This is a genomic window from Actinocrinis puniceicyclus (genome assembly GCF_018283645.1).
Lineage (GTDB): Bacteria > Actinomycetota > Actinomycetes > Streptomycetales > Catenulisporaceae > Actinocrinis > Actinocrinis puniceicyclus.
The window spans coordinates 14736-40656 of the sequence record NZ_JAGSXH010000021.1 but is presented as its reverse complement, the minus strand read 5'-3'; the positions used below and the strand labels follow the sequence as shown (position 1 = coordinate 40656).

Below are 25921 nucleotides of genomic sequence, written 5' to 3'. Positions count from 1 at the left end.
GTGACCGGGTTGGACTTACGCGGCGAACTGATGCGCGCCTCCGCCCTGCTCGACCTCGGAAGAGCGGCCGAGGCGCGCGCCCGGCTGGCCGCGGTGCTGGCCGCGGACCCGCAGAACGCCTTCGCGCTGCGGATGCTCGCCCGCTGCCATCACGCGGCCGGCGACATGGACGGGGCGATACACGCCGCGCAGGCCGCCGTCGCGGTCGACCCCACCTCAGAGCACGGACACCGGATACTGGCCAACGCGTACAACTCGGTCGGCGACCGCCGGTCCGCGACGAGTTCGGCGCGCGAGGCGCTGCGGCTGGCGCCGGACGAGTGGCGCTGCCATTGGCTGCTGGCCGAATGCCTCCGGCACAGCGACCCGAATGCGGCGCTGCCGCCGGCGCGGCGCGCGCGTGACCTGGCCCCGAACGAGGCCGACGTGCACGTGCTTTACGGCGTCGTGGTGAAGCAGCTCGGCCGCACGCAGGAGGCGCGCGCGGCGTACATGCACGCGCTGAGCATCAACCCGAACCTGGCCACGGCGCACAACAACATCGCCGTGCTCGACCGGGCCAACGGCCGGTGGGCGCACGCGCTGGCCGGATTCCGCACTTCGCTGCGGCACAACCCGCAGCAGAAGCTCGCACGGGAGAACCTGGCGAACACGATCGTGCTGCTGCTGCGGCGCCTGTGCGTGGCGGCGTATGCGGCCACGCTCGTGGTCGTTCTAGCCGCCGGGGTCGTGGGCCCGGGCGTGCTGCGCGGCCTCGGCATCACGGTCACGGCGGGACTGCTCGCCGGCCTGGGCTGGATCCTGGCGACCGCGCGGCGCAGCGTGGGCCCGTTCGCGACGACCGTCCTGCGCACGGATCGCCGCGCGCTGATCGCCCTGGCGGTCTTCGCCGTGACGCTGATGGTCGTGGTGATCGGCTCGATCGTGCAGATCGTGCCGCCACACGCGGTGCGCTCGGCGTTCGACGGCCTGGGCAGCGGGAGCCGGCTGCTGCCGTTCGTCTCGGTGGGGCTGCTGATCGCCGCGCGCAATTCCCGCAACGTCAGGAAGTAGCGGCGGCCGGCGGGCGCCGCGGCACGGCCCGCACCCAGGTGCGGTCGTCGGTCAGGTAGGCGTCCACCGCGAGTCCCGCCTCCTGTTCGAGGGCCTGCTCGAATGCCTCGTCGGTCAGCGGACGCGACAGGAAGGTCTGCGTCCAGCGCGCTTCCGGAAACACGTATTCGACGTGCACGGACCGGACCTGAGCGGTCACGGGCACCGAGGAGACGACCCGGGCCAGCCCGTCCGCCAGCGGCGCCTCGCGCGGCACGTTGTCGTGCCAGCCATCCCCTTCCCGCTGAATCAGGACGCAGCCGCCGTCCGAGACGTGCCGCCGGCAGGCGCCGAGCAGTCCTCGGCGCACCTGGGGATCGCCGGCGTGGACGAGGAAGGAGCCGAGCATCACCGCGTCGAAGCGCTCGTCCAGCTCCAGCGACTCGATCGGGCTGCACACGGTTCTCGCGCCGCTGACGTACTCGAGCATCTCGGCCGACTCGTCGACGGCGGTCACCGTGAACCCGCGCCGCAGCAGCCCGGCGGTGACCCGGCCGACGCCGCAACCCAGCTCGAGGATGCGCGCGCCGGCGGGCACCGCGCGCTGCACGATGTCCGCTTCGTCCCCGAGTGGCAGGCGGGTGTAGAGCTCGACCGCGCAGCCGTCCGGCGTGATCGGTCCCGGTCCCGTGCCGCCGTATCCCTGGCGACTTCGTCTCGTCATGGATCCATGGAACCAGCCGTCCGGTTCCCGCGCCGTGTCAGGACACGCTGCTAACGTGACCGCGTGATCGAGACTCCAGCCGGACCGCGCCGCCTCGGCGTCATGTTCGACCGCTCCCTGCCGCCGGAATCGCTCGCCGGGTTCGCCCGCGACGCGCAGGCGGCGGGCGCGGACGAACTGTGGGTGGTGGAGGACCTGCGCTGGGCCGGTTCGATCGCCTCGGCCGCGACCGCGCTCGCGGCCACGGACACGCTGCGGGTCGGCATCGGAATCGCCCCCGCGCCGCTGCGCAACCCGGCCTTGCTGGCGATGGAGCTCGGGACGCTGGCACGGCTGTACCCCGGCCGGCTCCTGGCCGGGATCGGGCACGGCGCACCGGACTGGATGGCGCAGGTCGGTGCGAATGTCACGGGCAAGCTCGCGCTGCTTGAGGAGACGATCGGCGCGGTACGGGCCATCCTGCGCGGCGAGGAGGTGTCGCTCGACGGCCGGGCGCTGCACCTCGAACAGATGCGGCTGGTGCATCCGCCGCGGCAGCCGCCGCCGGTCATCGCCGGGGTGATCGGCCCGCGTTCGCTGGAGCTGTCGGGCCGGGTCGCGGACGGCACGCTGATCGTGGAGGGGAACGGGCCGAAGGACCTGCCGCGGATTCGGGCCCTGATCGACAGGGGCCGCGCGGGCTCGGCTGCGGCTGCGGGCGAGGGCGCGGGGGACAGTCCACACGAGCTGATCATCTTCACGCATCTGTGCGTCGGCGAGGACGCCGCGGCCGTGCGTGCCGCGATGGCTCCGGTGCTGGCCGAATACTCGCGGATGCTGGGCGTGCCCGAGGAGGAGGTCTTCAGCGTCTCGGGCGGGCCGGCTCAGGTCGCGCAGCGCGTCCGGGAGTTGTGGGCGGCGGGCGTGGACAGCGTCGTGCTTCGTCCGGTCGGAGCGGATCCCGCGGCGCAGTTCGCGAGAGCCGCCGGCGTGCTGCGGGCCCGGATGTCGTAGGCGGCGGGCGGGCCCGGGTCAGTCCCCGCGCGTCGCGGCCAGCACTTCGGCGAGGTGGATCGTCCTGATCGGCGCGCCGGAACGCTGCGCCAGACCACTGATATGCATCAGGCAGGAGTTGTCCGCGGCGACCAGGTAGTCGGCGCCGCTGCGTACCGCGTTGGCCACCTTGTCGGCGCCCATCGCCGTGGAGACGTCGGGGTTCTTCACCGAGAACGTCCCGCCGAAGCCGCAGCACTCCTGTTCGCCGGGCAGTCGGGCCAGTTCCAGCCCGGCGACGGCGCGCAGCAGCCGAAGCGGCCGGTCGCCGACTTTCAGCAGGCGCAGCGAGTGACACGTCGGGTGGTAGGCGACCGTGTGCGGGAAGTAGGCGCCGACGTCCTGGACGCCGAGCACATCGGTCAGGAATTCGGACAATTCGTAGACGGGCGGCACGGCAACGTCGGGAACGATCATCGGATGAACGTCGCGAACCATGGCGGCGCAGGAACCCGAGGGCGCCACGACGTACTCGTATCCCGCGAACGCGGCGGCGAAGGCGCGCGCCAGCGGTTCGGCGTCCGCGCGGTAGCCCGTGTTGTAGTGCATCTGCCCGCAGCAGGTCTGCGCGTCGGGGAAATCGACGGTCACGCCGAGGCGTTCGAGCAGCGTGACGGTCGCCTTGCCCGCCTCGGGGAACAGCGCATCGTTCAGACAGGTGATGAACAGCGCGACACGCACCGGCCGGCCTCTCGACGCCGTCGAAGATCCTGAGAATCCGCAGGAACGTCCGCTGCCATCCTGCTGCGGCAGGGACGGGGCGGCAAGCCCGCGCTCGCCCGGGCGAGCGCCGTTCCCGGCGCGGGCCGCCGATTACCATGGCCCCGTGCGGACCGCCTGAAAGCACCGAAGGAGCACGTCGCATGCAGATCACGACGACGCAGAAGATCACCACGTTCTTGATGTTCGAGGGCGACGCCGAGGAGGCGATGGCCTTCTACGTCTCTCTGTTCGACGGCGCCGAGGTGGTCGGTATCACCCGCTACGGCGCCGACGGACCCGGGAAGGAGGGGACCGTCCAGCTCGCGACGTTCTCGCTCGCCGGACAGCAGTTCATGTGCATCGACAGTCCGGCGCAGCACGACTTCGGCTTCACTCCCGCGGTCTCGCTGTTCGTGCAGTGCGACGACGAGGCCGAACTCGACCGTCTCTTCGCGGCCCTCGCCGAGCGCGGTACCGAGCTCATGCCGCTGGGCGACTACGGCTTCAGCCGCAAGTTCGGCTGGGTCAACGACCAGTTCGGCGTCTCCTGGCAGCTGAACCTGTCCGCGTGAGCCCAGTGTCCGGCGCCGGCCGCCGTCCACGCTCCGCCGAGTCGACGGGGGCGCGCCGGCCGGCCGGGGCACCCCGGATGGCAGCTGGTTTTTTCGCGCGATCCCGCTGAGGATGTCGAAGACGCCGGGTGTGCTTCTACCTACCCGTGAGAGCCCCGCACGCCGCAGGCGGGCACCACGATGAGGAGCAGAGCCGTGAAGTACATGCTGCTGATGCAGTTCAGCCAGGAGAACGCCGACTTCCCCGGGCTCGACCAGTGGAAGCCCGAGGAGATCCAGGCCCACGTCCGGTTCATGCAGCGGACCAATGCCGACCTCGCCGCCGCCGGTGAGCTGGTCGACGCGCAGGGCCTGGCCATGCCGGAGACCGCCCGGATCGTGCGCTCACACGGCGGCGGCGCGCCGGTCGTCACCGAAGGGCCGTTCCCGGAGAGCAAGGAGTGGGTGGCCGGCTGGTGGATCGTGGACTGCGACACCGAGCGGCGGGCGATCGAGATCGCGGCCGCCGTCTCCGCCGCTCCCGGACCCGGCGGCCGGCCGCTGGACATGCCGATCGAGGTGCGCCAGATCATGGCGGCCCCGCCCGCCGAGCTGTGATCCCGCCCTGGTGACGAGCCCCGCGCCGAGCGTCGAGGACCTGCTGCGCAAGCTCGCGCCGCAGGTCGTCGGCGTGCTCACCCGCCGCTACGGGGACTTCGCGGCCGCCGAGGACGCCGTCCAGGAAGCGCTGCTGGACGCCGTCACGCAGTGGCCGGCCGAGGGTGCGCCGCGCAACCCGCGCGGCTGGCTGATCCAGGTCGCCGGGCGCCGGATGACCGAGCAGGTCCGCAGCGAGCAGGCCCGCCGCCGCCGCGAGGAGCTGGTGGCCGGGTCGGTCCCGGAGGACCGGCGGTGCGTGCCCGGGGCCGACGCCGGAGACGAGGGGAGCCGCGACGACACTCTCACGCTGCTGTTCCTGTGCTGCCACCCGGTGCTGTCGCCGGCCTCGGCGATCGCGCTCACCCTTCGCTCGGTGGGCGGCCTGACCACCGGCGAGATCGCCCGTGCCTTCCTGGTCCCCGAGGCGACCATGGGCCAGCGGATCAGCCGGGCCAAGCAGCGGATCAAAGCCTCCGGGGCGCCGTTCCGGATGCCGGGCGCCGCGCAGTGGCCCGCCCGGCTCGACGCGGTACTGCACGTCCTCTACCTGATCTTCAACGAGGGCTACGCCGGCAGCGCCGGCCCCGAACTGCGGCGCGTCGAGCTGTCCCGGGAGGCGATCCGCCTGACCCGGGCCGTCCACGCGCTGCTGCCGCACGACGGCGAGGTCGCCGGCCTGCTCGCCCTGATGCTGCTCACCGAGGCGCGCGGGCCCGCCCGCACCGGCCCGGACGGCGAACTCGTCCCGCTCGCGCAGCAGGACCGCGGCCGTTGGGACGCGGCCGCGATCGCCGAAGGCATCGCGCTGATCACCGCCGCCCTGCCGCGGGGCCCGGTCGGGCCGTACCAGGTGCAGGCGGCGATCGCGGCCGTGCACGACGAAGCGGCGAGCGCCGCCGAGACGGACTGGCCGCAGATCCTCGCGCTGTACGGGGTTCTCGCCCGGATCAGCGAGAACCCGTTGATCACCCTGAACCGGGCGGTCGCCACCGCGATGGTGCACGGCCCCGCGGCCGGCCTCGCCCTGCTCGCCGACCCGCCGCCCATGCTCGCCGGCCACTATCGGCTGTACGCCGTTCGCGCGCATCTGCACGAACTCGCCGGCGACCACGAGGCCGCGATCGCCGACTACCGCACCGCCGCACGCCGCACCGCGAGCCTGCCGGAGCGGCACCACCTGAGCCTGCGCGCCGCCCGGCTGGCCGCAACGGCGGACGCGGGAGCGGAGGCGGGCACGGGAGCGGGAGCGGACACGGGAGCCGAGCGGAAGGGGCCGTGCGCTTCGAGCCGGCCGGAATGAATCGTCAGCCGCACTCAGCCCTCGAACCGGATCACCACGCGCTCGCCCAGCGACCGGAACCCGAGACGCTGATACAGCGAGTTGCTGGTCGGATTCGCCACATCGGCGTACAGCGACACCTCCTGGGCGCCGCGCTCGAACGCCAGCCGGCAGACCGCCGCGGTGGCCGCCGCGGCGTAGCCGTGCCCGCGCGACGGCTTCGGCGTGTACACGGGCCCGACCCGGATACCGCCGCCTTCGAGCTGCCGCGTTATCCCGGCCATCGACACCGGTACGCCGTCCAGCTCCCACAGCGTCAGGCCGCCGTAGTCGAGCCGATCCACCACCGCCCGCTGCGCATTGATCACCGGGTCGCCGACCTCCGCGGTGAACTCGACGAACCAGTCGAGCAGCAGGTCGAGGTCATCGGCCGTCGCCGAACGCGCGGCCCCGGCGGGCGCGGGCTCCGGTTCGATCAGCTGCCCGAGCAGGTACAGCCGGTGTGTGCGTTCGAGCACTGCGTCAGTGCCCTTCGCGGCGCACCACGCCTGCGCGACCGCCTGCGCCTGCTCGCGCTGCCCGTTTACCCCGGCGAGCGGGCACGGTGACGCGAGCAGTGCCTCGGCCAGTGCCGGCACGGCCTCGGCGGGGACGTGCGACAGGAGCAGCGGGTGCGGCGGCGTATGAACGAAAGCGCCGCTGACCGTTCCGTCCGGCTCCTCGTACCAGCCGAAGCGCGGCGTCTCGGAACCGAAAGCGTTCGGACCCCGCTCACGCAGCACGCCCGGAACGGAGAGCAGCACCGTGTTCTGTGTCGGCTGCTGCTTGAGCAGACCGAGTGCGGCCGCGTCGAAAGCCGCCAGATCGTCAGTGATATGCCAAGCCATAGCGCAGTGTGGCACCCGGCCGGACCAGGCGCATCCGGGTTCTTACCCGCGCGCGGTCCGGCCGGCGGCCGCGGATCAGCTTGCCGCGTTGCCCTCGGGGCGCAGCTCGATGCCCGCCGCGCGCGCCTGGAGTTCGAGCAGTGCCGCGAAGTCCGCGTCCCGGTACCCGGAGGTCACGGCCTCTTGAATACGCTGATATGCCGCGCCGGCCACCGGCATCGGCGCCTCCACCACCCGCGCGGCGGCCAGTCCCAGATCGAAGTCCTTGCGCAGCAGTTCGGTGGTGAACGTCGGACTGAAGTCCAGGTTCAGCAGCGCCGGTGTCTTGTAGCGGCTGAAGTCCGAACCGAGCACCGAGCCGTTGAGGAACTGCATCAGGGCCGTGCGGGTCACGCCGTAGCGCTGCGCGAGCGTGGAGACCTCGGCGAGGGTCTGCGCGACCACGCCGAGCAGCATGTTGTGGCAGAGCTTGACCACCCGTGCCGCGTCGCCCTCGCCCACGTAGCTGACGGACCGTCCGAGGATCTCAAGCAGCGGCAGCACCTGCTGATAGGCGTCCAGCGGACCGGAAACGCAGAACGAGGCGGTCCCGCCCGCGACCGCTCCGGCGTTGCCGCTCACCGGCGCGGCCAGCACGGCGGTGTCCGTCTTCGCGGCCAGTTCGCGCAGCGTGCGCGCGGCGGGGGCGTCGACCGTGGAGCAGTCGACCACGGTGCGCGGGCCGCTTCCCCCGCCGAGCAGCGCCGTCGCGACGGCCACCAGGCTGGCCGGAGCGTCCACGGTGATGAACACGATCCGGCAGTCCGCCAGATCGGCGGCACTGTCCACGACCTTCGCCCCGAGCGGGGCCAACTCCTCCGCCTTGACCCGCGTGCGGTTGTACACGGAAACCTGCTGCCCGGCCCCGAGCAGGCGCGTCACCAGCGCGCTGCCCATCCGCCCGGTGCCGATCCAGCCGATGCCGTTGCCCAGGACGGTATTTCCGGAGCTGTCGTTTTCGGCAGCCATCGTCGTCTTCCCCCTTGCTTCGTGAGCTTCTCTCTGCTCTGCGAGCACGGTACGTCACCGCGCGCCTGAGTGACACGCGGGGTATCTGCGCGCACTGAGCGGCGATACGAATGCAACCCTCTACCCAGTCCGCGGCATTTCAGCCTTCGGCGCAGGCGTCCAAGCCCTGGACAATTGCGTCCGATATCCGGAACGGGTCGCGTTAGCGATATGATGATCGACCATGGATCTCGGGCAGCTCAGCATCGATCTCGGCAGACACCGGCGGACCGCCGTGGCGTTCGTCCTCGCGTCGGCTGTCGCAGGGGCGGCGGCGTGCTCGTCGTCCGCTCCCGCCCACAGTACGGCGGGCGCGTCCGGCGGCGCGGCCACCACCGTGACCCTCGCGCTGGACTGGACGCCGAACACGAACCACACCGGGATCTTCGTCGCGCAGCAGCTGGGCTATTTCAAGGCCGCGGGGATCGACCTGCGGATCGTGCCGTACGGCTCGACCGCCCCGGAGACGCTGGTCGCCACGCACAAGGCCGACTTCGGCATCTCCTACCAGGACGGTTTGACCGAGGCCGCCGCCACCGGCCAGGACATCACCTCGGTCTTCGCGATCACGCAGAAGACCGACGTGGTCGTCGGGGTGCGCGCGGACAGCGGGATCACCTCGCCGAAGCAGTTGGACGGCAAGACCTACGCCGGCTACGGCTCGCCGCTGGAAGCGCCGATGCTCAAGTACGTGATCCGCCAGGCCGGGGGCACCGGCACGTTCAAGAACGTGACCCTCAACACGGACGCCTACCAGGCGCTGTACGCCGGCCAGGCGGACTTCGCGCTGCCCGAACCGACCTGGGAGGTCATCCAGGCGCGGCTGGTCGGCAAGCCGCTGCGCACCTTCGAGCTGTCCGACTACGGCTTCCCGGCGATCTACTCGGCACTGATCGCCTCCTCGCACCAGTACCTGACCGCGCACGCCGAGACGGCACGCAAGTTCCTCGCCGCCGTCCTGCGCGGCTACCAGTACGCCACCGACCACCCGCAGCAGGCCGCGAACCTGCTGATCCAGGCGAACCAGTCGGCGCTCGGCGGCCAGAAGCAACTGGTGGACGAGAGCGCGAACCTGGAGGCGGCGCAGTACTACAAGGACGCCGGCGGCAAGGTCGGCGTGCAGAGCCAGGCGCGCTGGCAGGCGCTGACCGACTTCCTGTACCGCAACGGGATCCTGGCCGACGCCTCCGGCAAGGCGCTGGCCGCGCCGCCGCAGCTCTCGACTCTGTACACGAACGCTTACCTGCCCGCCTCGGACCAGAGCCCGTGACCGCACGCCGCCTGTGGCGCACGCTGTGGCCCCCGCTGCTGGTGGCCGTCGCGGTCGTCGCCGGCTGGCAGCTGGTCGCGCAGTTCGCGATCCGCGACGCGCAGGTGCTGCCGGAGCCGTCCCAGGTGGTCTCGGCGGGCTGGCGGGCACGCGGGGACCTGTGGCAGAACACTGTGCCCACGCTGCGGGAGACGGCGACGGGATTCGCGCTCTCCTTCGCCCTGTCCTGGCTGATCGCGACCGCGATGGACTTCTCCGACGCGGCCCGGCGCGCGGTCTACCCGCTGCTGGTCGCCTCGCAGACGGTGCCGGTGATCGCGATCGCGCCGCTGTTCGTGGTCGTATTCGGCTTCCAGCTGCTGCCGAAGGTGCTGCTGGTGGCGCTGGCCACCTTCTTCCCCCTGGCCGCGGCGCTGGCCGAGGGCTTCGCCGCCGCGGACGGCGACGCGATGCGGCTGCTGCGCTCGATGGGCGCGAGCCGCTGGCAGGCGTTCGTCAAGGTGCGGGTGCCCGGCGCGCTGCCGTTCTTCTTCACCGGGCTGCGCGTGTCGATCACGTACGCGATCGGCGGCGCGGTCTTCGCCGAGTACGCGGGCGCGGAGTACGGCCTGGGCATCTACATGCAGCGGATGCAGGGCGTCTTCCGTATCGACCTGGTCTTCGCCGCGATCGTGGTGATCGCCGTGCTCAGTGTTCTGCTGTTCGCGTCCACGTACGCGCTCGAGCGGCTGGTGACGCCGTGGCGCAGATACGAACCGCGGCGGGGCGAAGGGTGACCGGCGGCGCATTCCTGCTGGAGGCGCGGGCGCTGGTCCAGCAGTTCCCGCGCACCGGGCAGCAGCCGCTGCGCGTCCTCGACGGCATCGACCTGGCCGTGCGTCCGGGCGAGTTCGCCGCGATCATCGGTCCGAGCGGCAGCGGCAAGTCGACGCTCTTCAACATCATCGCGGGCCTCGACCGCCCGGCCGGCGGTGAAGTGCGCATCGACGGCCGCGTGGCGACCGGGCACAACGAACTGGTCTCATACATGCCGCAGAAGGATCTGCTCTTCCCGTGGCGCACGATCCAGGACAACGCCGCGCTCGGCCTCGAAGTACAGGGGGTGTCCCGGCGGGCGGCCCGCGAACGGGTGCGGCCGCTGTTCGCGGACTTCGGGCTGGACGGCTTCGAGCGCTCCTATCCCGGGCAGCTGTCGGGCGGGATGCGCCAGCGCGCGGCGCTGCTGCGCACGGTGGCGATGGGCCGCCCGCTGCTGCTGCTCGACGAGCCTTTCGGCGCGCTCGACTCGCTGACCCGCACCCAGATGCAGCTGTGGCTGGCGGGCATGTGGCAGCGGCACGGCTGGACGGTGCTGCTGGTCACCCACGACATCCGGGAGGCGGTGTTCCTGGCGGACTCGGTGTACGTGTTCACCCCGCGCCCGGCCCGGCTCGCCGCTCGAATCGTCGTCAGCCTGCCGCGGCCGCGCACCGCGCAGACCTTCCTGCTGCCCGAGTTCGCCGCGCGGGAACAGGAGGTGCTCGGCGCGCTGGGACTGCCGGCGCAGGAGCCCGGGCGATCGAGCACTGAAGCACCCTGATGTCGCACCTCGTACACGGTCTCGGCCCCGCGAGCGTCGCCCCGGACTGGCCGCCGCTCACCCTCGACGAGGTCGACGCGGTGCTGCGCCGCTATCCGCAGGCCGGCGGTGCGCGGGCGTTGACGTGGCGCTCGCCGCGTCCGCTGTCCGCGGCCGGGCTGGTGGCGACGGCCCGGGGCGGGGCGCTGTTCGTCAAGCGGCATCACCGCGACGTGCGCACGCTCTGCGGCCTTCAGGAGGAGCACTCCTTCCTCGCTCATCTGCGGCGCGGCGGCGGCGCCGTGGTAGGGGTGCTGGCGGACGAGCACGGGAACAGCGCAGTCGCCGCGGGCGAGTGGACCTACGAGGTACATACGGTCGGCGACGGGGACGACCTGTACCGCGACGCGATCTCGTGGTCGCCGTTCACCCGGATCGAGCACGCCCACGCGGCGGGCCGCGCTCTGGCCGAGCTGCACCGGGCTGCGCACGGATATGACGCGCCGCCGCGGGCCGCCCGGCAATTGACCGCGGGGTTCTCGGTCTTCGCCGCCGCCGATCCGCTCACGGCCGTCGAGCGGTACGCCGCCGCGCGCCCCGCTCTGGCCGAAGACCTCTGCGCGCGTGCTTGGCGCGCGGACATCGAGCGCTGGCATCTGCCCTTCCACGCGCGGCTGGCTTCGCAGCTGTCCGCGCTCGAACCGCTGTGGACGCACAACGACTTCCACGCCTCGAATCTGCTGTGGCGCGGCGCGAAGGTCTCCGCGGTGCTGGACTTCGGTCTGTGCGATCGGGCGTTCGCCGTGCACGACCTGGCCACCGCGATCGAACGCAACGCGGTGCGGTGGCTGGAACTGGAGCGCGCGGGAGCGGGCGCGGTGCACGGCGACGCGGCGCTCGCCCTGATCGACGGGTACCAGCAGGTCAGGAAGCTGACACCGGCGGAGCGGGCGGCGCTGCCCGATCTGCTCGCGCTCTGCCATGCCGACTACGCGTTGAGCGAGATCGAGTACTTCCGCGGCGTGACCGGCTCGGCGGCGAACGCGGAACTGGCCTACCGGTACCTCGTCGACCACACGGCGTGGTTCGCGGGCCCGGTCGGGGCCGCGCTGCTGGACCGGCTGCGCGCGGCGCTCGACGGCTGACCGGCCGACCGGCCGACCGGCCGACCGGAGTAACCTGCCCGCGCCACGCGGCGCTGCAACCTCCCGGACGCGACGGCGCACCGTATCTTGCTCGCCATGGGAAAAGTGGGCGTCCGCCGGCGGGCGAGCGGCGGTCCGAGCGCCCGCGCGGTCACCTCGCGGCGGCGCCGCCGCACGCGGCTGCGGTTCTGGCTGGTGCTCGGCCTGGTCGCCGCAGCCGGCGGCGGGGTGGGGGCGGTTTTCGCCGCGCCGGTGCTCGCACCCGCCCGGGTGGTGCCAGAGGTGCCGGATTCCTACCTGTTTCCCGGCACGCCGCCGGTCCTGCCCTGGCCGGCCTCGGGCCAGGCGGTGCTCGCCTTCGACGGCCTCGGGCAGCTCGGGGCGTCGGGGCCGGTGACGAAGGCGGTGCCGATCGCGAGCGTGGCGAAGGTGCTGACCGCCTATCAGGTGCTGGCCGACCACCCGCTCGCGCCGGGCGAGACGGGCCCGGCCCTGACGGTCTCGCGGGAGCAGGCAGCTTCGTACTGGGGGCAGGTGGCCAAGGGCGAATCGGTGGTGCCGGTGCGCGCGGGCGAGCGGATCACCGAGCGCGACGCGCTCGACGCGCTGCTGCTGGCTTCGGCGGACAACGTCGCGCAGATCCTGGCGCGCTGGGACGCGGGCAGCGTGCCGGCTTTCCTCGTCCGGCTCAACCGCAGCGCGGCTGAGCTCGGCATAACGCATTCGACGTACACGGATCCGTCCGGTCTGGATGCCGCGACGGTGTCGACCGCGCCGGACCAGTTGCTGCTGGCGAAGGCGGCGATGCGCATCCCCGCCTTCGCGCAGCTGGTGGCGCAGAAGCAGGCGGTCATCCCGGTGGCCGGCCCGATCCGCAACTTCAACTCGCTGCTGGGCCGCGACGGCGTGGTCGGGATCAAGACGGGTTCGACGATGGCGGCCGGCGGTTGCCTGATGTTCGCGGCGGACACGCCGGCGGGTCCGGGGGGCGTCACGCGGCGGCTGTTCGGTGTGGTGCTCGGACAGCCGGGGACCAGTACGACGATCCTGCCGCACGCGCTGGCGGCGGCGGGCCGCCTGGTCCGGGCGGCCGGCTCGGTGGTCTCGGCCGCGACGGTGCTGCCGGCCGGGCGCGGCGTGGCCGTCGTGCGGCAGGCCATGCACGCGGACCGGGCTCTGGCGGTGCCGGCCGACGTGACCGTGCTCGGCTGGCCGGGGCTGCGTTACTCCCTCAAGGTCTCCGGTCCGCCCTCAGCCGCGGTGCTCACGTTGCGCAGCGAAGCAGAGCCCGATTACCGTGTTGTCAGCAGGCTTCGTTAGCGCCACAGCAGGTGGTCGCGGCATTTCAATGGTCTGACCTCTGGCGCGTCACCGAGCGGTGATCGTGGTGTCGCCGCGAGATGGGATGCCCGCGGATCCGATGCGGCCGGCGACGGTGATGGGGTGGGCGGTCAGTGACGGGATACAAGAGTCGCACGTTGCGGGGAGATCGCAGGCGGCCGGCGCAGCCGTCCGGGCGCTCGGCTACGAGCGATCGCTGGTGGGCCAGGCCGAGGAACTGGATGCTCACCGTGCTAGGAGCAGGGATCACGGCCGCTGTCGTGCCGATGATCTCGAACGCCGTTTCCAGCGGCGCTGCCAAGATCAGCACCGGAACCGGACTGACCTCTCCCGGGGCGCCCTTCTCGTGGACCGTTGCGCTGGACAACAACGCAGTGCTCAATGGCTGTCACAGCTGGACCTTCCCGGAGCCGATCACGAAAATTCCCTTCTACGACGTGGGAACCGGTACTCACAGCCTTGCGCAGGACGAGACGTGGGCGCTCGACCACGGCGGAATCGACGACGAAAACGCGGCCTTTGACATCACCCTTCAGGGAAAGACCGACGAAGATGTCGTCATTCGCAATCTCAGGGTCAAGGTTCTCTCCCGGAAAGAACCGGTACGCGGCACCGGAATATCAAGCGGGATGGGCTGCGGCTCAAATCTCGATGTTCGTCACTACTCGGTGGACCTGAGTGCACCGTCGCCACAACTGGTGCTCGACAACGCGGACGGCTCGACCGCACCGCCGGATGCACAGTACACGGTGTCAAAATCCGATCCCGAGGTCTTCTGCCTTGAAGCATACGAAGGAACGATCATGGCCCAACACTATGACGAGACATATGTCTACGAAGTGGACTGGAGCCAGGGTTCGCAAAGCGGCACCGTGGACATCAGCGCCCCTGACGGTCAGCCGTTCGAGCTCGATTACCCACCGAGTGACGACCGCATCTATGTCGCGTCAAATGGCATGTGGAAAGACGCGGCCACGATTCAGTAGCCCGCGCTCGCTCAGGCCGACGGGACAGGCGCGATCCTGACTGAAGCGCTATGCCACGACGCGGAAGTGCGTGATCAGCCGGCGCTCGTCGTCGAGGACGTGGAAGGCGAGCGCGGCGGGCGGCTCGTTGTCGATCAGGCCGTCGCCCTCCCACGGCAGCGTTACCGTGGAGATCACCGACGGCGCGATCAGCAGCGGCCGCCCGGCGAAGGTCGTGGCGGCCGGGGTGTGCGCGTGGCCGGTCAGTACGGCGGCCACGTTGCGGTGGCGGTCGAGCACCGCGGCCAGGCGCTCGCCGCCGCTCTGGCGCATCTCGTCCAGGTACGGCGCGTGGATGACCACCGGAGGGTGGTGGAAGCACACGAAGACGGGCGCGTCGCCGGCGTCGGCGAGCACCGCGTCGAGCCATTGCAGCGTCGGGTCCGCGAGATAGCCGCCGGGCCGGCCCGGCACCGTGGAATCGCACATGGCGAAGACCGCGCCCGCGGCGGTGCGCACCCGGTTGACCGGCCCCTGCGGGGGTTCCTCGCCCAGCAGACCCTTGACGTACGCGCCGAGCTCGTCGTGGTTGCCTGGGCAGGTGAACACCGGATAGGGCAGCGCCGCGATCAGCGCCCGGGCCCTGTCGTATTCCTCGGGCGCGCCGTGGTCGGCGATGTCGCCGGTGACCACGACGGCGTCGACCGGGCGCGGCAGCCGGGCCAGGTGCGCGAAGACGCGGCGCGCCCGGTGCTCGTTGCGCTCCGAGGTGCCGATGTGGACATCGCTGACGTGCGCGACCGTGATCACCCGTTCGCTCCGTTCACTTCCTCAAGTAACCGCCCGATCTGCTCGGTGAGGGCAGGGGGCGGCCATACGCCGTTGCGGTCACTCGTATTGTGGACCGGGAAGTGGGCGACCGGCGGCGGTTCGTCAGGACGCATACGCTCCACGAACTGTGTGTAGGCCGCCAGCTTCGCGCCGTCGCGTTCGCTGGCGCGCGCCAGCAGTCGCTCGCGCAGGACCGCCGGTTCGCAGGAGACCCACACGAGACGGACCTGTCCCCCGCCGAGCAGCCCGGTCCACTCGGTCCACCGCCGCGGGTCGCGGATCTGGCCCGTGAACGGCGCGATCAGCAGCACCGGGCAGCCGTGCCGGCGGATCTCGCGGGCCGTCGCGGTCAAGCCCTGATATTCGTGCGGCTTGACGTGCGCGTCATACCACTCGCCCTCCCGCTCCCCCGGCTCCCGGCCGGCCGCGGCGAGGATCGCGGCGACGAAGGACCCGTAGACGGTGTCCTTGTCGAGGACGGCCGGGTGCGGGTCGAGCCGGGTGGCCAGCAGTTCGCCGACCGTCGTCTTGCCGGCTCCGGGTGCGCCCGCGACGATCCAAACGGGTGCGCTGTCGTGATCGCCCACGAGGGGAATCCTCGCACATGGCGCGGCACCCGGGTCGCCGCGTTAGGGTGGGCCGATGCATCGCGCGCTGGTGTACACACGTACGACGGGGTTCCGGCACGACTCGATCCCGGCCGGCGTGGCCGCGCTGCGCGATCTCGGCCGCGAGGTGGGTCTCGCCGTCGAGGCGACGCAGGATCCCGGGGCCTTCACCGCCGCGACGCTGGCGGGCTACCGGGTGGTGGTGTTCCTGTCTACCAGCGGTGATGTGCTCACCGCGCAGGGCCGGGCGGCGTTCGGCGCGTGGGTGGGTTCCGGCGGCGGGTTCGTCGGGGTGCATCTGGCGGCGGGCACCGAAACCGGCTGGCGGTTCTTCGGCGACCTGGTCGGCGCGCGGTTCGCCCGCCATCCGGACTACCAGGCGGCCGTGGTGACGGTGGAGGACCAGCGGCACCCGGCCACCGCGCATCTGCCGGCACAGTGGCCGTTCAGCGACGAGTGGTACGAGTTCGAGACCAACCCGCGCGGGGCGGTGCGGGTGCTCGCGTCCATCGACGAACGCTGCTATCAGGGCGGGACGATGGGGCCGGACCACCCGTTGGCGTGGTGCCACGAGAACTGCGGCGGCCGCTCCTTCTTCACCGCGCTCGGGCACGACGAGGCCGCTTACGCGGACGCCGGTTTCCGCGCGCACCTGGCCGGCGCGCTGGCGTGGGCGGCCCGGTTGGACTGAGCCCGGATCGAGCCGGCGGACCGAGCTGCCGGATTGAGCCGAGCGCGGCGGGATACCCGGGCGCGGACCATTACTCCCCGACCAAGACCTGTGACGGTGAAACGCATGACGCAACGATCCCTGTCCTGCGAGCAGCAAGCCCTGGAGCTGTGGTATCGCGAGCCCGCGGCGGCCTGGGCCGAGGCGCTGCCGGTGGGCAGCGGCAGGCTGGGGGCGATGGTGCACGGGACGCTGCCGGTGGAGCGGATAAACCTGAACGAGGACACGTTCTGGTCCGGGCCCGCGGACACCGCCGTGCCCGAGGTCGCGCCGCAGGTCCTGGCGCAGGCGCGCGAGCAACTGCGGGAGGGCCGTCACGTCGAGGCCGGGCAGACGCTGCGGGCGACGCAGGGCGCTGACGCCGAGGCGCTGCAGCCGGTCGGGGACCTGGTGATCGAGTTCGTCGGCGCGGCCGAGGGGAAGGCCGCCGCGGACTACCGGCGCTCGCTGGACCTGCGCGACGGCGTGGCCGCGGTCGAGTGGGGCGGGCCGGGCCGGCGGGTGCGTCATCGGGTGCTCGCGAGCGCGCGGCACGATGTGGTCGCGGTGCGGCTGGAGACCGAGGATCCGGCCGGACTACAGCTGAATCTGCGTCTTGAGACGCCGCAGCACCGGGCCGGGGTGCGCGCCGCGGCGGGTGGCGCCGATGAGGATGCACCCGGCGTGCCCGCGCTGGAGTTGCTGCTGGCCGCGCCGCGCCATGTCCTGCCCTGGCCGTCCACGCAGGGCGTCGTCGACGAGGACGACGAGCGGCGTTCCATTCGCGCGTCCGCCGTGTTGTGCGTGGAGGCGGACGAGGCCGCCACCGCTGCGGTGAGCACTGGATCAGACCCCTGCGTCACCGTGCGCGGTGCGCGGGCGCTGACGGCGTATGTCGCGATCCGCACCGGATTCGAAGGCTGGGATGTCGCGCCGGCCCGGGACGGCGAGCAGTGCCTCGCCGCGGCGTACCGGGACGTGCGCTCGGCTCTGGATCAGGGCTGGGAGAAGGTGCTCGCCGCGCACGTCGACGAGCACCGCGCGGTGATGGACCGCGTCATGTTCGAGCTGCCCGCCGGCGCGGCGGACCCGCGGCTGCCCACCGACGAGCGGCTGGCCCTGCGCGCGGACGGGCGCGCCGACGAGCAGCTGTGCGCGCTGGCCTTCGCGTTCGGCCGTTACCTGCTGCTGGCCTCCTCCCGCCCGGGCACGCAGGCCGCGACCTTGCAGGGGATCTGGAACGCCGAGCTGACGCCGCCGTGGAACTGCCAGTACACGGTCAACATCAACACCGAGATGAACTACTGGCCGGCCGAGTGCACCGCGCTGCCGGAGTGCCACGAGCCGCTGCTGCGCCTGGTCGCCGACCTGTCCGAGGCCGGAAGGCCGGCCGCCCGCGGGATCTACGGGGCGCGCGGCTGGACCTGCCACCACAACACCGACCTGTGGCGGCTGGCGGTGCCGGTCGGCGCGGGCCAAGGCGATCCGATGTGGTCGCAGTGGCCGCTGGGGGGCGCGTGGCTGAGCACGCACCTGGCCGAACGCTGGCGCTTCGGCCGCGATCCGGCCTTCCTCGCGGCCGTCGCGGTGCCGGTCGCGCTGGAGGCCGCGCGGTTCGTGCTCGACCTGCTGGTCGAGGACGAGGACGGCCACCTGGTCACCAGCCCGTCCACGAGCCCGGAGAACCAGTTCGCGACGGCGGACGGCCCGGCCGCCGTGGACCGGGGCTGCGCGATGGACCTGACGCTGGCGCGCGAACTGTTCGGGTTCGTACTCGAAGGCACCGAGCAGCTCGTCGCGGCCGGGGTGCCGCTCACGCAACAGGACACCGCGACGGTTCGGGAGGTGCGCGCGGCGCTGGGCCGGCTCGCGCCGCTGCGGGTCGGCTCGCGGGGGCAGCTGCTGGAGTGGTCGGCCGAGCGCGAGCCGGTCGACCCGCACCACCGGCACCTCTCGCATCTCGTGGGGCTCTACCCCGGCAGCGTGGTGGCAGTGGATCCGGTGCTGCGCGACGCGGCGCGGCGCGCGCTGGAGGAACGCGGGGACGGGGGCACCGGTTGGTCGCTGGCGTGGAAGGCGGCGCTGTGGGCGCGGCTGGGCGACGGCGCCGCGGCGCATCGGCTGCTGGGGCGGTACCTGCGGCCGGTTCCGGTCGCGCCGCCCGGCGCCGCCGACCAGGCCGGCGGGGTCTACCGTTCGCTGCTGTGCGCGCATCCGCCGTTCCAGATCGACGGGAATTCCGGCGTGACGGCGGCGGTCGCGGAGATGCTCGTGCAGAGTCACGCGGTCGAGGGCGGGGCGCCGGTGATCGAGGTGCTGCCGGCGCTGCCCGCGCAGTGGCCCGAGGGCCGCGTCACCGGGCTGCGGGCGCGCGGCGCGGTGAGCATCGTCGAGCTGGCTTGGGCGCAGGGGGCGCCAACCGCGCTCGTCGTGGAGGCACAGGCCGGTACCACGGTCGAGGTGCGGTGGCAGGAGACTGACGGCACGTCACGCGCGCGACGGCTGGAGCTGACGTCCGGTCAGCGGGTGACTGTAATCTCCTGACATCATGGTCTCCGGTCGCGGCGGACGACCGGGTCGTATGTCACATGCGGGCAAACTCACCGCCGCGTCGGCGGCCTTCGGACAGGATCGGGCTTCATGAAGAGCGACAGTATGTACTACGCCGATCCGCGGCTGGGCGCGGCGCGCCGGTTGCAGCGCGCCGGGGACTGGAGCGGAGCGCTGCGCCTGACTCCGGAGGGCACGCCGGGCGCGGTGCTGCGCGCGGAGATCCTGGTGGACCGGCACACCTGGTCCCTCGATCCGGTGGACGAGGCGCTGGCGGCGATCGAGGCGACAGCGCTTGAGGAACCCGCTGCGGCGGCGTTCCTGACCGCGGTGCTCGAATACTGGCGGCAGCTGTTCAGGTCCGGGCCGGACGCGCTCGGCCCGGATCCGGTCGCCGAGTTCAAGCGTCTGGACGGCCAGGTGGGTCCGGGCTGGGCGGTGTTCTGGCACGGGGTGACGCTGGAGAACCTGCGCGGCGAACGACAGGCCGCGCAGGCGGCGTACCGGCGGGCGCTGGCGGCCGCGCTGGAGGAGGGCGACCTGCTGCTGGAGTCGTATGTCGTGCGCCACCAGGGTTTCCACCTGCTGGAGCAGGACCGGGAGGCGGGGCTGGCACTGCTGCGCCGCTCGATCGACCTGCGGGCGGCCTGCGGCGCGCGGCCGCACGTCGCCGCGGCGCAGGCGGCGCTGGCCGAGGCGCTGGGGGTCGGTCCGGAGTCGGTGCTGCTGAACCGGCTGGTGGCGCGCAGCGCGCAGGAGTTGAACCTGGTGCGTTTCAAGGCACCCGCGCCGTTGTTGGTCGCGCAGGACGGTTAGGCAGTGTTGGGGAATGCCTCAAGGGGCGAATCCGACAAAGCGGCGGTCGAATCGTTGCCTTGATACATTCCCCAACACCGCCTAGGGTGCGCGGCACGTAGCGCCTTGTCCGGGAGCGCCGCCGGCCGGAGCCGGGGTCGCGCGGCGGATCAGCGCAGCAGCGGGCGGCCGGAGACCGCGTCGGCCGCGCTGGGGCAGGATTCGAGCGCGGCCCGGTCGACGGTGTAAAGCACGCTGGTACCGTCCCGGCGGCGGCGCACCAACCGCATCTGGGCGAGGATCTTCAGGTGGTGCGAGACGGTCGGCTGACCCACTTCGGCGTGTTCGACGATCTCGCCGACGCTCAGCGGCCGGTGCGCCGCGGCCAGCAGATTGAGGATCTGCACCCGGGTCGGGTCGGCCAGCGCCTTGAACCACGCCGCGTAGGTCGCGGCGGTGCTGCGATCGATCAGGACACTGCGAATCACGGGAGGTGGCGGCATCGGGCACTGACTTTCGGCGTCATACGAGACAGAGGGTGGGGAGACGAAGCAGGCCACGAAGGGCGGGCAGGCTGGCCGACCGCACTCGGCCGTATGCAGACTGTAGTGGATTGCCGTCGGGGGCGCGCCGATATCCGGCATTCGATGCAGAGCGCTGAGTGGCGGGTGGCGCCTATCCGGTGGCGGCCAGCGGCCGTTGCGAGGGGTGCTGGTGAGCAGTGCGGAAGGATGCCGGCCGCGGCGCGTGCGAAGTGGCCCCGTGCGCCGCGTCGGCGGCGGCCAGCGCGGCGCGCAGGGCGCCGTCGAGGGCCGCCGGCCGGCAGGCGATCCTGGCGTTGACGGTGGCGTAGCCGTGTTCCACCGGCCGGGCCGGCGCCCGGTCCGCGCGTGGCGGTGCGCCGCTGTCTGTCACGCTGAGCTTGGCCAGGCCCGCGGGCGTGCGCACGGCGAGCTTGACGTGCCCGGTGAAGCAGCCGGTGGACGCAGCCCACTGCGACAGGTGGCCCAGCACCGCGGCGCCCCAGGAGAGCGCCTCGAAGTCGGCCGCGGCCGCGGTGACCCGGAACGCCTCGTTGAGCCAGGAGAGCTGCGCCTCGGCCGCCGCGTGCCGGGCGGGGTCGAACGCCGGGCCGCGCCGGGCGACGGGCGCATGAGCGGGCGGGCGGGTCCAGGCGCGCACGAGCGCGTCGAGCCCGGCGCCGGTCGCCGCGCTGTAGGAGAGCACCGCGGCGTCCGGATGGTCCGCCGCGAGGCGCGCCTCGAACTTCGCGGTGCGCTCGCCGCCGAGCAGGTCGGTCTTGTTGATCGCGAGCAGTTCCGCGTCGGCCAGCTGCCTGCCGAACAGGTGGGCGAAGTCCGCCTCGGGTTCGCCGTCTTGCGCGATGCGGTTGACGGCATCGAGCCGCAGCGGGTCGACGACAGCGGTCAGCGGCGCGACCGTGACCAGGTCGCGGCGTGCGCGCAGCGGGCGCACCACGTTCTCGTACAGGTCGGCGCAGGCGCCCGAGGCCTCGACGAGCACGAGGTCCGTCCTGCCGGACTCGGCCGCCTCGGCCAGCAGCGCGGACAGTTCCGGCACGCGCCGGCACAGGCAGCCGCCGGCCAGTTCGGTGACCTCGCCCAGTCCGCCGCGGGCCAGCCCGGTGTCCACCAGCGCCTCACCCGGGTCGTTGGTGACCACGGCGACCCGCCGCCCGGTGCGCTGCAGGGCGATGGCCGCCGAGATCAGCGTCGTGGTCTTGCCGGAGCCCAGGAAGCCGGACAGCGGTACCAGAGTGATCACGGGCGGGTCGGTCCCTTCGGTTGCGCCGGTGGACCCGCACGCGGCCCGCCCTCGCTGTGGCAGGACCCGTCGTGTCGCCGGCCTGCGGCCGTGGTGCGTTCGCAAATCCCCGTGATGCGCAACCGCCAGGAGCGCCGTGCCGGTGTTCATGAGAACACTGGCACACCGGGCGGACGGGACCACCATTGCGCAGCGGATCGATGCATGTCAATAATCCACGCCGGACCGTGACCCGAGCGGCGTAATCCGCCAACTGATGACGATCCCTGATATGGCTGTCCGGTCAGGGTTCGCGGCCGGGGGCCTCACTTGGCGTCCGCGTAGCAGTCCACGATGGCGGTCGCCAGCGGGAAGCGCACGGGGGTGGGGCCGAACACGATGCGGCGCGCTTCCTCCGCGGCCTGCGCCACCGCCGCGGCGCTCTCCTGCGCGAGCGCGGCCGGGGTGTGCACGACCACTTCGTCGTGCACGAAGAAGACCAGGTGCGGCGCCGCGGCGAAGAGCCCGGCGGCGCCGGACTGCGCGCGGTCCGCGCCGCCCGCGATCCCGGAAAGCCTGCGGCGCAGCACCGCGAGCCACACCAGCGCCCAGTCTGCGGCGCTGGCCTGGATCACGAAGTTGCGGGTGAACCGGCCGCGGCTGCGGGCCGCCTGCCCGGAGCGTCGCGCCGGGTCGTGCTCGCCCGGCTCGGATCCCGCGTCCGCGTCCAAGTCCGGCTCCGCGCCGCCCGCCTGCGCAGCCTGCCCGGCGGCCGCGCCGTCCTCGTCGGCGGGCAGACCGCTGACCACGCTGCGCCAGCCGGACGAGGGCGGCGGGCAGGCCCGGCCGAGCCTCGAATGGACCACGCCGCCGCGTTCGCCCGTCCTCGCCGCGTCCTCGACGTACGCCATCGCGACCGGGAAACGCTTGCGCAGCACCGTGAGCAGCGAACCGATACCGCCGCTGGTCTGCCCGTACATCGCGCCAAGCAGCGCGCGTTTCGCCGCGGCGCGGTCGCCGTCGAAGGCTTCCGCGGCGAGCGCGGCGTACAGGTCCCCTTCTGCCGCGGCCCGGGCCAGGCCGAGGTCCCGGGACACGGCGGCGAGCACGCGCGGTTCGAGCTGCCCGGCGTCCGCGACGATCAGCGACCAGCCTTCGTCCGCTATGACGGCGCGGCGCATGATGCGCGGGATCTGCAACGCGCCGCTGTTGCGGGTGGCCCACCTGCCCGAGACCACTCCCCCGACGACGTATTCGGGCCGGAACCTGCCACCCTTGACCCAGGCGTCCTGCCAGGCCCAGCCGTGCGCGGCGTGAAGGCGGGAGAGCTCCTTGTACTCCAGCAGCAGCGCGGCGGCCGGGTGCTCGACGCGGCGCAACTCCCAGGCCCTGGTGGACTGCACGGGGAACCCGGCGTGCCGCAGTGCGCGCAGCACCTGGGCCGGAGAGTCCGGGTTGAAGCCCCGGCCGTGCGGATGGCCCAGCGCGCTGCCGATCCGGGTGGCCAGTTCGGCGAGTTTGGCGGGCGGCGCGTCCCCGAAGGGCCGCGGCCCGAGCAGTTGCGTGAGCACCGCGTCGTGCGCGTCGACCCGCCACGGCAGGCCGCCGGCCGCGATCTCCGCGGCGGCCAGCGCGCCGGCGGATTCGGCGGCGACCAGGGTGGCGAAGCCGGCCGGGGCCGTGCCCGCGATCCGGCGCAGTTGTCGCGCGTGCACTTCGGTCAGCAGTTCCAGCCGCCGCTGCGCGCTCGTCGCGGCGTCGACGCCGGCGATCTCGGCCGCAGCGGCGCCGAACAGGGCGCCCTGCTCCTGCCGCGCCGCGGGCTTCGGGTCCTCGGGCACCGGCAGACCGTGCAGGCGCGCCCACGCCGCTTCCAGGGAGCGCGGCTCGCCGAAGCGGCCCGCGCGGCCGAGCAGCAACGCCTCGGTCAGGGCTGTGTCGTGGCAGCGTTCGACGCGTACACCCGCGCACAGCAGGCGCGGGTAATCGGAATCCGTGGCCGCCCACACCCAGCGCGGCCGGGGGTCGGCGCACTCGTGTTCGGCGACTGCGGCGGCGAGATCGGCGGCGCGGCGCGGCGGCCCGGTGGGCGCGCCGTCGTCCGCCAAGACCTGGAGCCAACCGGACAGGCCGGTGCCTCCGGGCTCGGCGGCGTCGATGGTCACCGCGATCCGCACGCCTTCATCTTCGCGCCGGGCACCGACAACGGCCGATGGCGGCCCGGAGCGAAGGCGCACCAAGCGGGCCGCGCGCCGGGCAGGGGCCGGGATGGTCAGGTTATGCGGGCGCATTCGGCGCCGCGTGCGGCGTCCGCGCATTCGGCGCACCCTGATAATGGTGGACCGCCAGTGCGAGCAGGGCGCCCCAGGCCGCGAAGTACGGTCCCCAGAGGATCAGGTGCCAGCGGATCGCGAACCAGTCCGGATCCCGGGGCACGTGGATGACGTGGGTCTCCATCAGAGCCGGCAGCACGATGTCTTGCAGGCCGTAGAGGAGGAGGAATCCGGCGAGGAGATAGCCGCCGACGAGCGTCAGGCGCCGGGCCGGCAGCGGCGCGCGCGGTCGCACGAGAGCGAGCGCGAACAGGCCGCCGACGACCTTCAGGCAACCGGTGAACAGAACGAACACCAGCGCCGCCGCATGATTGGACCAGGTGTAGTAGCGCAGGTCACGCCCGACGGACTGCACGCCCACGTGCATCCCGCAGCCCCAGAGGAAGCTGGGTACCGCGAACGCGAACGCCCAGGCGGCGGCCAGGTATCCGCTCCACGGTCCGGGCCGCACCGCGCCCGGTCCACCGCTCCCCCGTGATCCCCGATGCACCGTTACACGATGCCACGACTCGGCGCGACTGCGCTGCGTATGCGAGGCCGGTCGGGAGCCTTGGCGGGCACGGTGTCATGTGACATTGTACTGGCGTGGCGCGCGACTCGGTCTGTGACGTGGTGGTCGTCGGCGCGGGCGTGGTCGGCGCGGCCTGCGCCTATTACGCGGCGCGGGCCGGCCTGGACGTCGTCGTGGTCGATCGCGGACCGGTGGCGGGCGGAACGACGGGCGCGGGCGAGGGCAACCTGCTGGTCTCCGACAAGCCGCCGGGCCCGGAACTCGATCTGGCGCTGCTCTCGACCCGGCTGTGGCGGCAACTGGCGGCCGAGCCGCCGTTCGCCCGCGCCGTCGAATACGAGCCCAAGGGCGGCTTGGTCGTCGCGTCCGAAGAGCGGGGGCTTGCTGCGCTCAACGCGCTCGCCGACGAGCAGCGGCGGTGCGGCGTGGAGGCGGAGCCGGTCGCCGCGGACCGGCTGCGGGATGTGGAGCCGGGGCTCGCGCCGGGCCTGGCCGGCGGCGTGTTCTATCGGCAGGACGCGCAGGTGCAGCCGGCGCTCGCGGCGGCGTATCTGATCAGGGAGGCGAGGGCGGCGGGTGCGCGGGTGCGGACCGGCGAGACCGTGACGGCTCTGTTGCGCACCCCGGGCGGCGCGCTGCGCGGAGTGCGCACCGGCCGCGGCGAGTTGCACGCCCCGGCCGTCGTGAACGCCGCCGGGGTGTGGGGCGGCGAGGTGGCGGCCTTGGCCGGTGCGACGCTGCCGGTGCGGCCGCGGCGCGGTTTCATCCTCGTGACGCAGCCGTTGCCGCCGCTGGTGCGGCACAAGGTCTACGCCGCCGATTACGTGGCGGACGTGGCCAGCGATTCGGCGGCGCTGCAGACCTCCGCGGTGGTCGAGGGCACCGCGTCGGGGCCGGTGTTGATCGGGGCCAGCCGGGAGCGGGTGGGCTTCGAGCGCGGCGTGTCGCTGCCGGTGTTGCGGCGGCTGGCCGCGGCGGCGATCGGGTTGTTCCCGGCGCTCGCGACGGTCGACGCGATCCGCGCGTATTTGGGCTTCCGTCCGTACCTGCCGGATCATCTGCCCGCGATCGGGCCCGATCCGCGAGCACCGGGGCTGGTGCACGCCTGCGGGCACGAGGGCGCCGGGGTCGGCCTGGCCGCGGCGACCGGGCTGCTGGTGGCGCGGGTGCTGCTCGGTGAGCCCGCGCCGCTGGATCTGGCGGCGTTCCGGCCGGAGCGTTTCGCGCCGCCCGGCGCGCACACGCGGCGCGGTGAGGATGCGCAGCCCGCCGAGGAGACGGAGGCGTCAAAGTGCTGATTCGACTGCGGTTCGGCGGAACGCCGCGACGGCCGGCGGCGGCACGGCCGGGCACGGCGTTCGCGCTGAGCGTGGACGGCGAACGGATCGAAGCGCTGCCGGGGCACACGATCGCGGCGGCGCTGTGGCGGGCCGGAATCGTCTCGTGGCGGCGCACCCGGGGCGAGGCGAGGCCGCGCGGGGTGTTCTGCGGCATCGGGGTCTGCTTCGACTGCCTGGTCACGGTCAACGGGCGGCCGAATCAGCGTGCTTGCCTCGTGCCGGCCCGGCCGGGCGACGCGGTGGACACGCGGGCCGGTACCGGCCTGGGCGGCGATGAGACGTGAACG

The 25921-nt window shown here is 72.8% G+C and carries 26 protein-coding genes; 16 read left to right on the top strand and 10 right to left on the bottom strand.

Features of this window, described 5'->3' with window-relative positions; translation table 11 throughout:
* Positions 1-1053, top strand: a complete 1053-nt coding sequence (locus KGA66_RS08840) for a tetratricopeptide repeat protein (protein ID WP_211466567.1) — start codon at positions 1-3, stop codon at positions 1051-1053.
* Here the strand turns inward: KGA66_RS08840 and KGA66_RS08835 are convergent.
* Positions 1043-1756 carry a class I SAM-dependent methyltransferase gene (locus KGA66_RS08835; RefSeq protein WP_211466565.1) on the bottom strand — a complete coding sequence of 238 codons (714 nt, stop codon included), beginning with the start codon at positions 1754-1756 and terminating at the stop codon, positions 1043-1045. The genes KGA66_RS08840 and KGA66_RS08835 overlap by 11 nt on opposite strands.
* A 102-nt stretch (positions 1757-1858) precedes the next feature.
* On the opposite strand from KGA66_RS08835, the gene KGA66_RS08830 reads away from it, so the two are divergent.
* Entirely contained in the window at positions 1859-2749 is an 891-nt protein-coding gene (locus KGA66_RS08830) for an LLM class flavin-dependent oxidoreductase (RefSeq protein ID WP_246507263.1), read from the top strand.
* Positions 2750-2767: 18 nt separating this feature from the next.
* Here KGA66_RS08830 and KGA66_RS08825 read toward each other — a convergent pair whose 3' ends face one another.
* Positions 2768-3469, bottom strand: coding sequence for a (Fe-S)-binding protein (locus tag KGA66_RS08825; protein WP_211466562.1), 702 nt, complete (start codon positions 3467-3469; stop codon positions 2768-2770).
* Between the two features lie 182 nt (positions 3470-3651).
* On the opposite strand from KGA66_RS08825, the gene KGA66_RS08820 reads away from it, so the two are divergent.
* The 3 genes from KGA66_RS08820 (at position 3652) to KGA66_RS08810 (ending at position 6001) form a co-directional block, all read left to right on the top strand.
* A complete protein-coding gene (locus KGA66_RS08820; RefSeq protein ID WP_211466560.1) occupies positions 3652-4062 on the top strand; it encodes a VOC family protein in 411 nt (136 codons plus the stop codon).
* Positions 4063-4257: 195 nt separating this feature from the next.
* A complete protein-coding gene (locus tag KGA66_RS08815; RefSeq protein ID WP_438822023.1) occupies positions 4258-4659 on the top strand; it encodes a YciI family protein in 402 nt (133 codons plus the stop codon).
* 10 nt (positions 4660-4669) lie between these two features.
* On the top strand, positions 4670-6001 hold the full coding sequence (locus tag KGA66_RS08810; RefSeq protein ID WP_211466558.1) for an RNA polymerase sigma factor: 1332 nt from the start codon (positions 4670-4672) through the stop codon (positions 5999-6001).
* A gap of 14 nt (positions 6002-6015) precedes the next feature.
* Here KGA66_RS08810 and KGA66_RS08805 read toward each other — a convergent pair whose 3' ends face one another.
* Positions 6016-6867 (bottom strand): GNAT family N-acetyltransferase, encoded by an 852-nt coding sequence (locus KGA66_RS08805; RefSeq protein WP_211466556.1) that lies wholly within the window; start codon positions 6865-6867, stop codon positions 6016-6018.
* A 75-nt stretch (positions 6868-6942) separates the two neighbouring features.
* Positions 6943-7875 (bottom strand): NAD(P)-dependent oxidoreductase, encoded by a 933-nt coding sequence (locus KGA66_RS31510; protein WP_211466554.1) that lies wholly within the window; start codon positions 7873-7875, stop codon positions 6943-6945.
* 223 nt (positions 7876-8098) lie between these two features.
* On the opposite strand from KGA66_RS31510, the gene KGA66_RS08795 reads away from it, so the two are divergent.
* The 6 genes from KGA66_RS08795 to KGA66_RS08770 all read left to right on the top strand — a co-directional run bounded on the left by KGA66_RS08795 (position 8099) and on the right by KGA66_RS08770 (position 14214).
* Entirely contained in the window at positions 8099-9184 is a 1086-nt protein-coding gene (locus KGA66_RS08795; RefSeq protein WP_211466552.1) for an ABC transporter substrate-binding protein, read from the top strand.
* On the top strand, positions 9181-9960 hold the full coding sequence (locus KGA66_RS08790; protein WP_211466550.1) for an ABC transporter permease: 780 nt from the start codon (positions 9181-9183) through the stop codon (positions 9958-9960). The genes KGA66_RS08795 and KGA66_RS08790 overlap by 4 nt, the downstream gene beginning before the upstream one ends.
* Before the next feature lie 32 nt (positions 9961-9992).
* Positions 9993-10763 (top strand): ABC transporter ATP-binding protein, encoded by a 771-nt coding sequence (locus KGA66_RS08785; RefSeq protein ID WP_438822024.1) that lies wholly within the window; start codon positions 9993-9995, stop codon positions 10761-10763.
* Positions 10763-11887, top strand: coding sequence for a phosphotransferase enzyme family protein (locus KGA66_RS08780; protein ID WP_211466546.1), 1125 nt, complete (start codon positions 10763-10765; stop codon positions 11885-11887). The genes KGA66_RS08785 and KGA66_RS08780 overlap by 1 nt, the downstream gene beginning before the upstream one ends.
* Before the next feature lie 96 nt (positions 11888-11983).
* The gene (locus tag KGA66_RS08775; protein ID WP_211466544.1) at positions 11984-13207 is read left to right on the top strand and encodes a D-alanyl-D-alanine carboxypeptidase family protein; all 1224 of its coding nucleotides are present in this window, start codon (positions 11984-11986) and stop codon (positions 13205-13207) included.
* Positions 13208-13449: 242 nt separating this feature from the next.
* Positions 13450-14214, top strand: coding sequence for a hypothetical protein (locus tag KGA66_RS08770; protein ID WP_211466542.1), 765 nt, complete (start codon positions 13450-13452; stop codon positions 14212-14214).
* Positions 14215-14262: 48 nt separating this feature from the next.
* Here the strand turns inward: KGA66_RS08770 and KGA66_RS08765 are convergent, their stop codons facing one another.
* Together KGA66_RS08765 and KGA66_RS08760 are read right to left on the bottom strand one after the other, a co-directional pair.
* Entirely contained in the window at positions 14263-15003 is a 741-nt protein-coding gene (locus KGA66_RS08765; protein WP_211466540.1) for a phosphodiesterase, read from the bottom strand.
* Positions 15000-15611 carry a P-loop nucleotide/nucleoside kinase family protein gene (locus KGA66_RS08760; protein ID WP_211466538.1) on the bottom strand — a complete coding sequence of 204 codons (612 nt, stop codon included), beginning with the start codon at positions 15609-15611 and terminating at the stop codon, positions 15000-15002. Before KGA66_RS08760 ends, KGA66_RS08765 begins: the two co-directional genes overlap by 4 nt.
* Positions 15612-15666: 55 nt before the next feature.
* On the opposite strand from KGA66_RS08760, the gene KGA66_RS08755 reads away from it, so the two are divergent.
* The 3 genes from KGA66_RS08755 to KGA66_RS08745 all read left to right on the top strand — a co-directional run bounded on the left by KGA66_RS08755 (position 15667) and on the right by KGA66_RS08745 (position 19707).
* Complete coding sequence (locus tag KGA66_RS08755; RefSeq protein ID WP_211466536.1) at positions 15667-16323, top strand: ThuA domain-containing protein; 657 nt, start codon at positions 15667-15669, stop codon at positions 16321-16323.
* Between the two features lie 105 nt (positions 16324-16428).
* Complete coding sequence (locus KGA66_RS08750; RefSeq protein ID WP_211466534.1) at positions 16429-18885, top strand: glycoside hydrolase family 95 protein; 2457 nt, start codon at positions 16429-16431, stop codon at positions 18883-18885.
* 96 nt (positions 18886-18981) lie between these two features.
* A complete protein-coding gene (locus tag KGA66_RS08745) occupies positions 18982-19707 on the top strand; it encodes a hypothetical protein (protein ID WP_211466532.1) in 726 nt (241 codons plus the stop codon).
* A 149-nt stretch (positions 19708-19856) separates the two neighbouring features.
* Here KGA66_RS08745 and KGA66_RS08740 read toward each other — a convergent pair whose 3' ends face one another.
* The 4 genes from KGA66_RS08740 to KGA66_RS08725 form a co-directional block, all read right to left on the bottom strand.
* Complete coding sequence (locus KGA66_RS08740; protein ID WP_211466530.1) at positions 19857-20174, bottom strand: ArsR/SmtB family transcription factor; 318 nt, start codon at positions 20172-20174, stop codon at positions 19857-19859.
* Positions 20175-20361: 187 nt separating this feature from the next.
* Positions 20362-21471: a GTP-binding protein gene (locus KGA66_RS08735; protein WP_211466528.1), complete on the bottom strand. Its 1110-nt coding sequence runs from the start codon at positions 21469-21471 to the stop codon at positions 20362-20364.
* A 305-nt stretch (positions 21472-21776) separates the two neighbouring features.
* The gene (locus tag KGA66_RS08730; protein WP_312886824.1) at positions 21777-23627 is read right to left on the bottom strand and encodes a bifunctional 3'-5' exonuclease/DNA polymerase; all 1851 of its coding nucleotides are present in this window, start codon (positions 23625-23627) and stop codon (positions 21777-21779) included.
* Between the two features lie 100 nt (positions 23628-23727).
* The gene (locus KGA66_RS08725; RefSeq protein WP_211466524.1) at positions 23728-24234 is read right to left on the bottom strand and encodes a DUF3995 domain-containing protein; all 507 of its coding nucleotides are present in this window, start codon (positions 24232-24234) and stop codon (positions 23728-23730) included.
* A 134-nt stretch (positions 24235-24368) separates the two neighbouring features.
* Between KGA66_RS08725 and KGA66_RS08720 the strand changes: the two genes are divergently transcribed.
* Positions 24369-25592: an NAD(P)/FAD-dependent oxidoreductase gene (locus KGA66_RS08720; RefSeq protein ID WP_211466522.1), complete on the top strand. Its 1224-nt coding sequence runs from the start codon at positions 24369-24371 to the stop codon at positions 25590-25592.
* Entirely contained in the window at positions 25586-25918 is a 333-nt protein-coding gene (locus tag KGA66_RS08715) for a (2Fe-2S)-binding protein (RefSeq protein WP_312886823.1), read from the top strand. The genes KGA66_RS08720 and KGA66_RS08715 overlap by 7 nt, the downstream gene beginning before the upstream one ends.
* Positions 25919-25921: the final 3 nt, after the last annotated feature.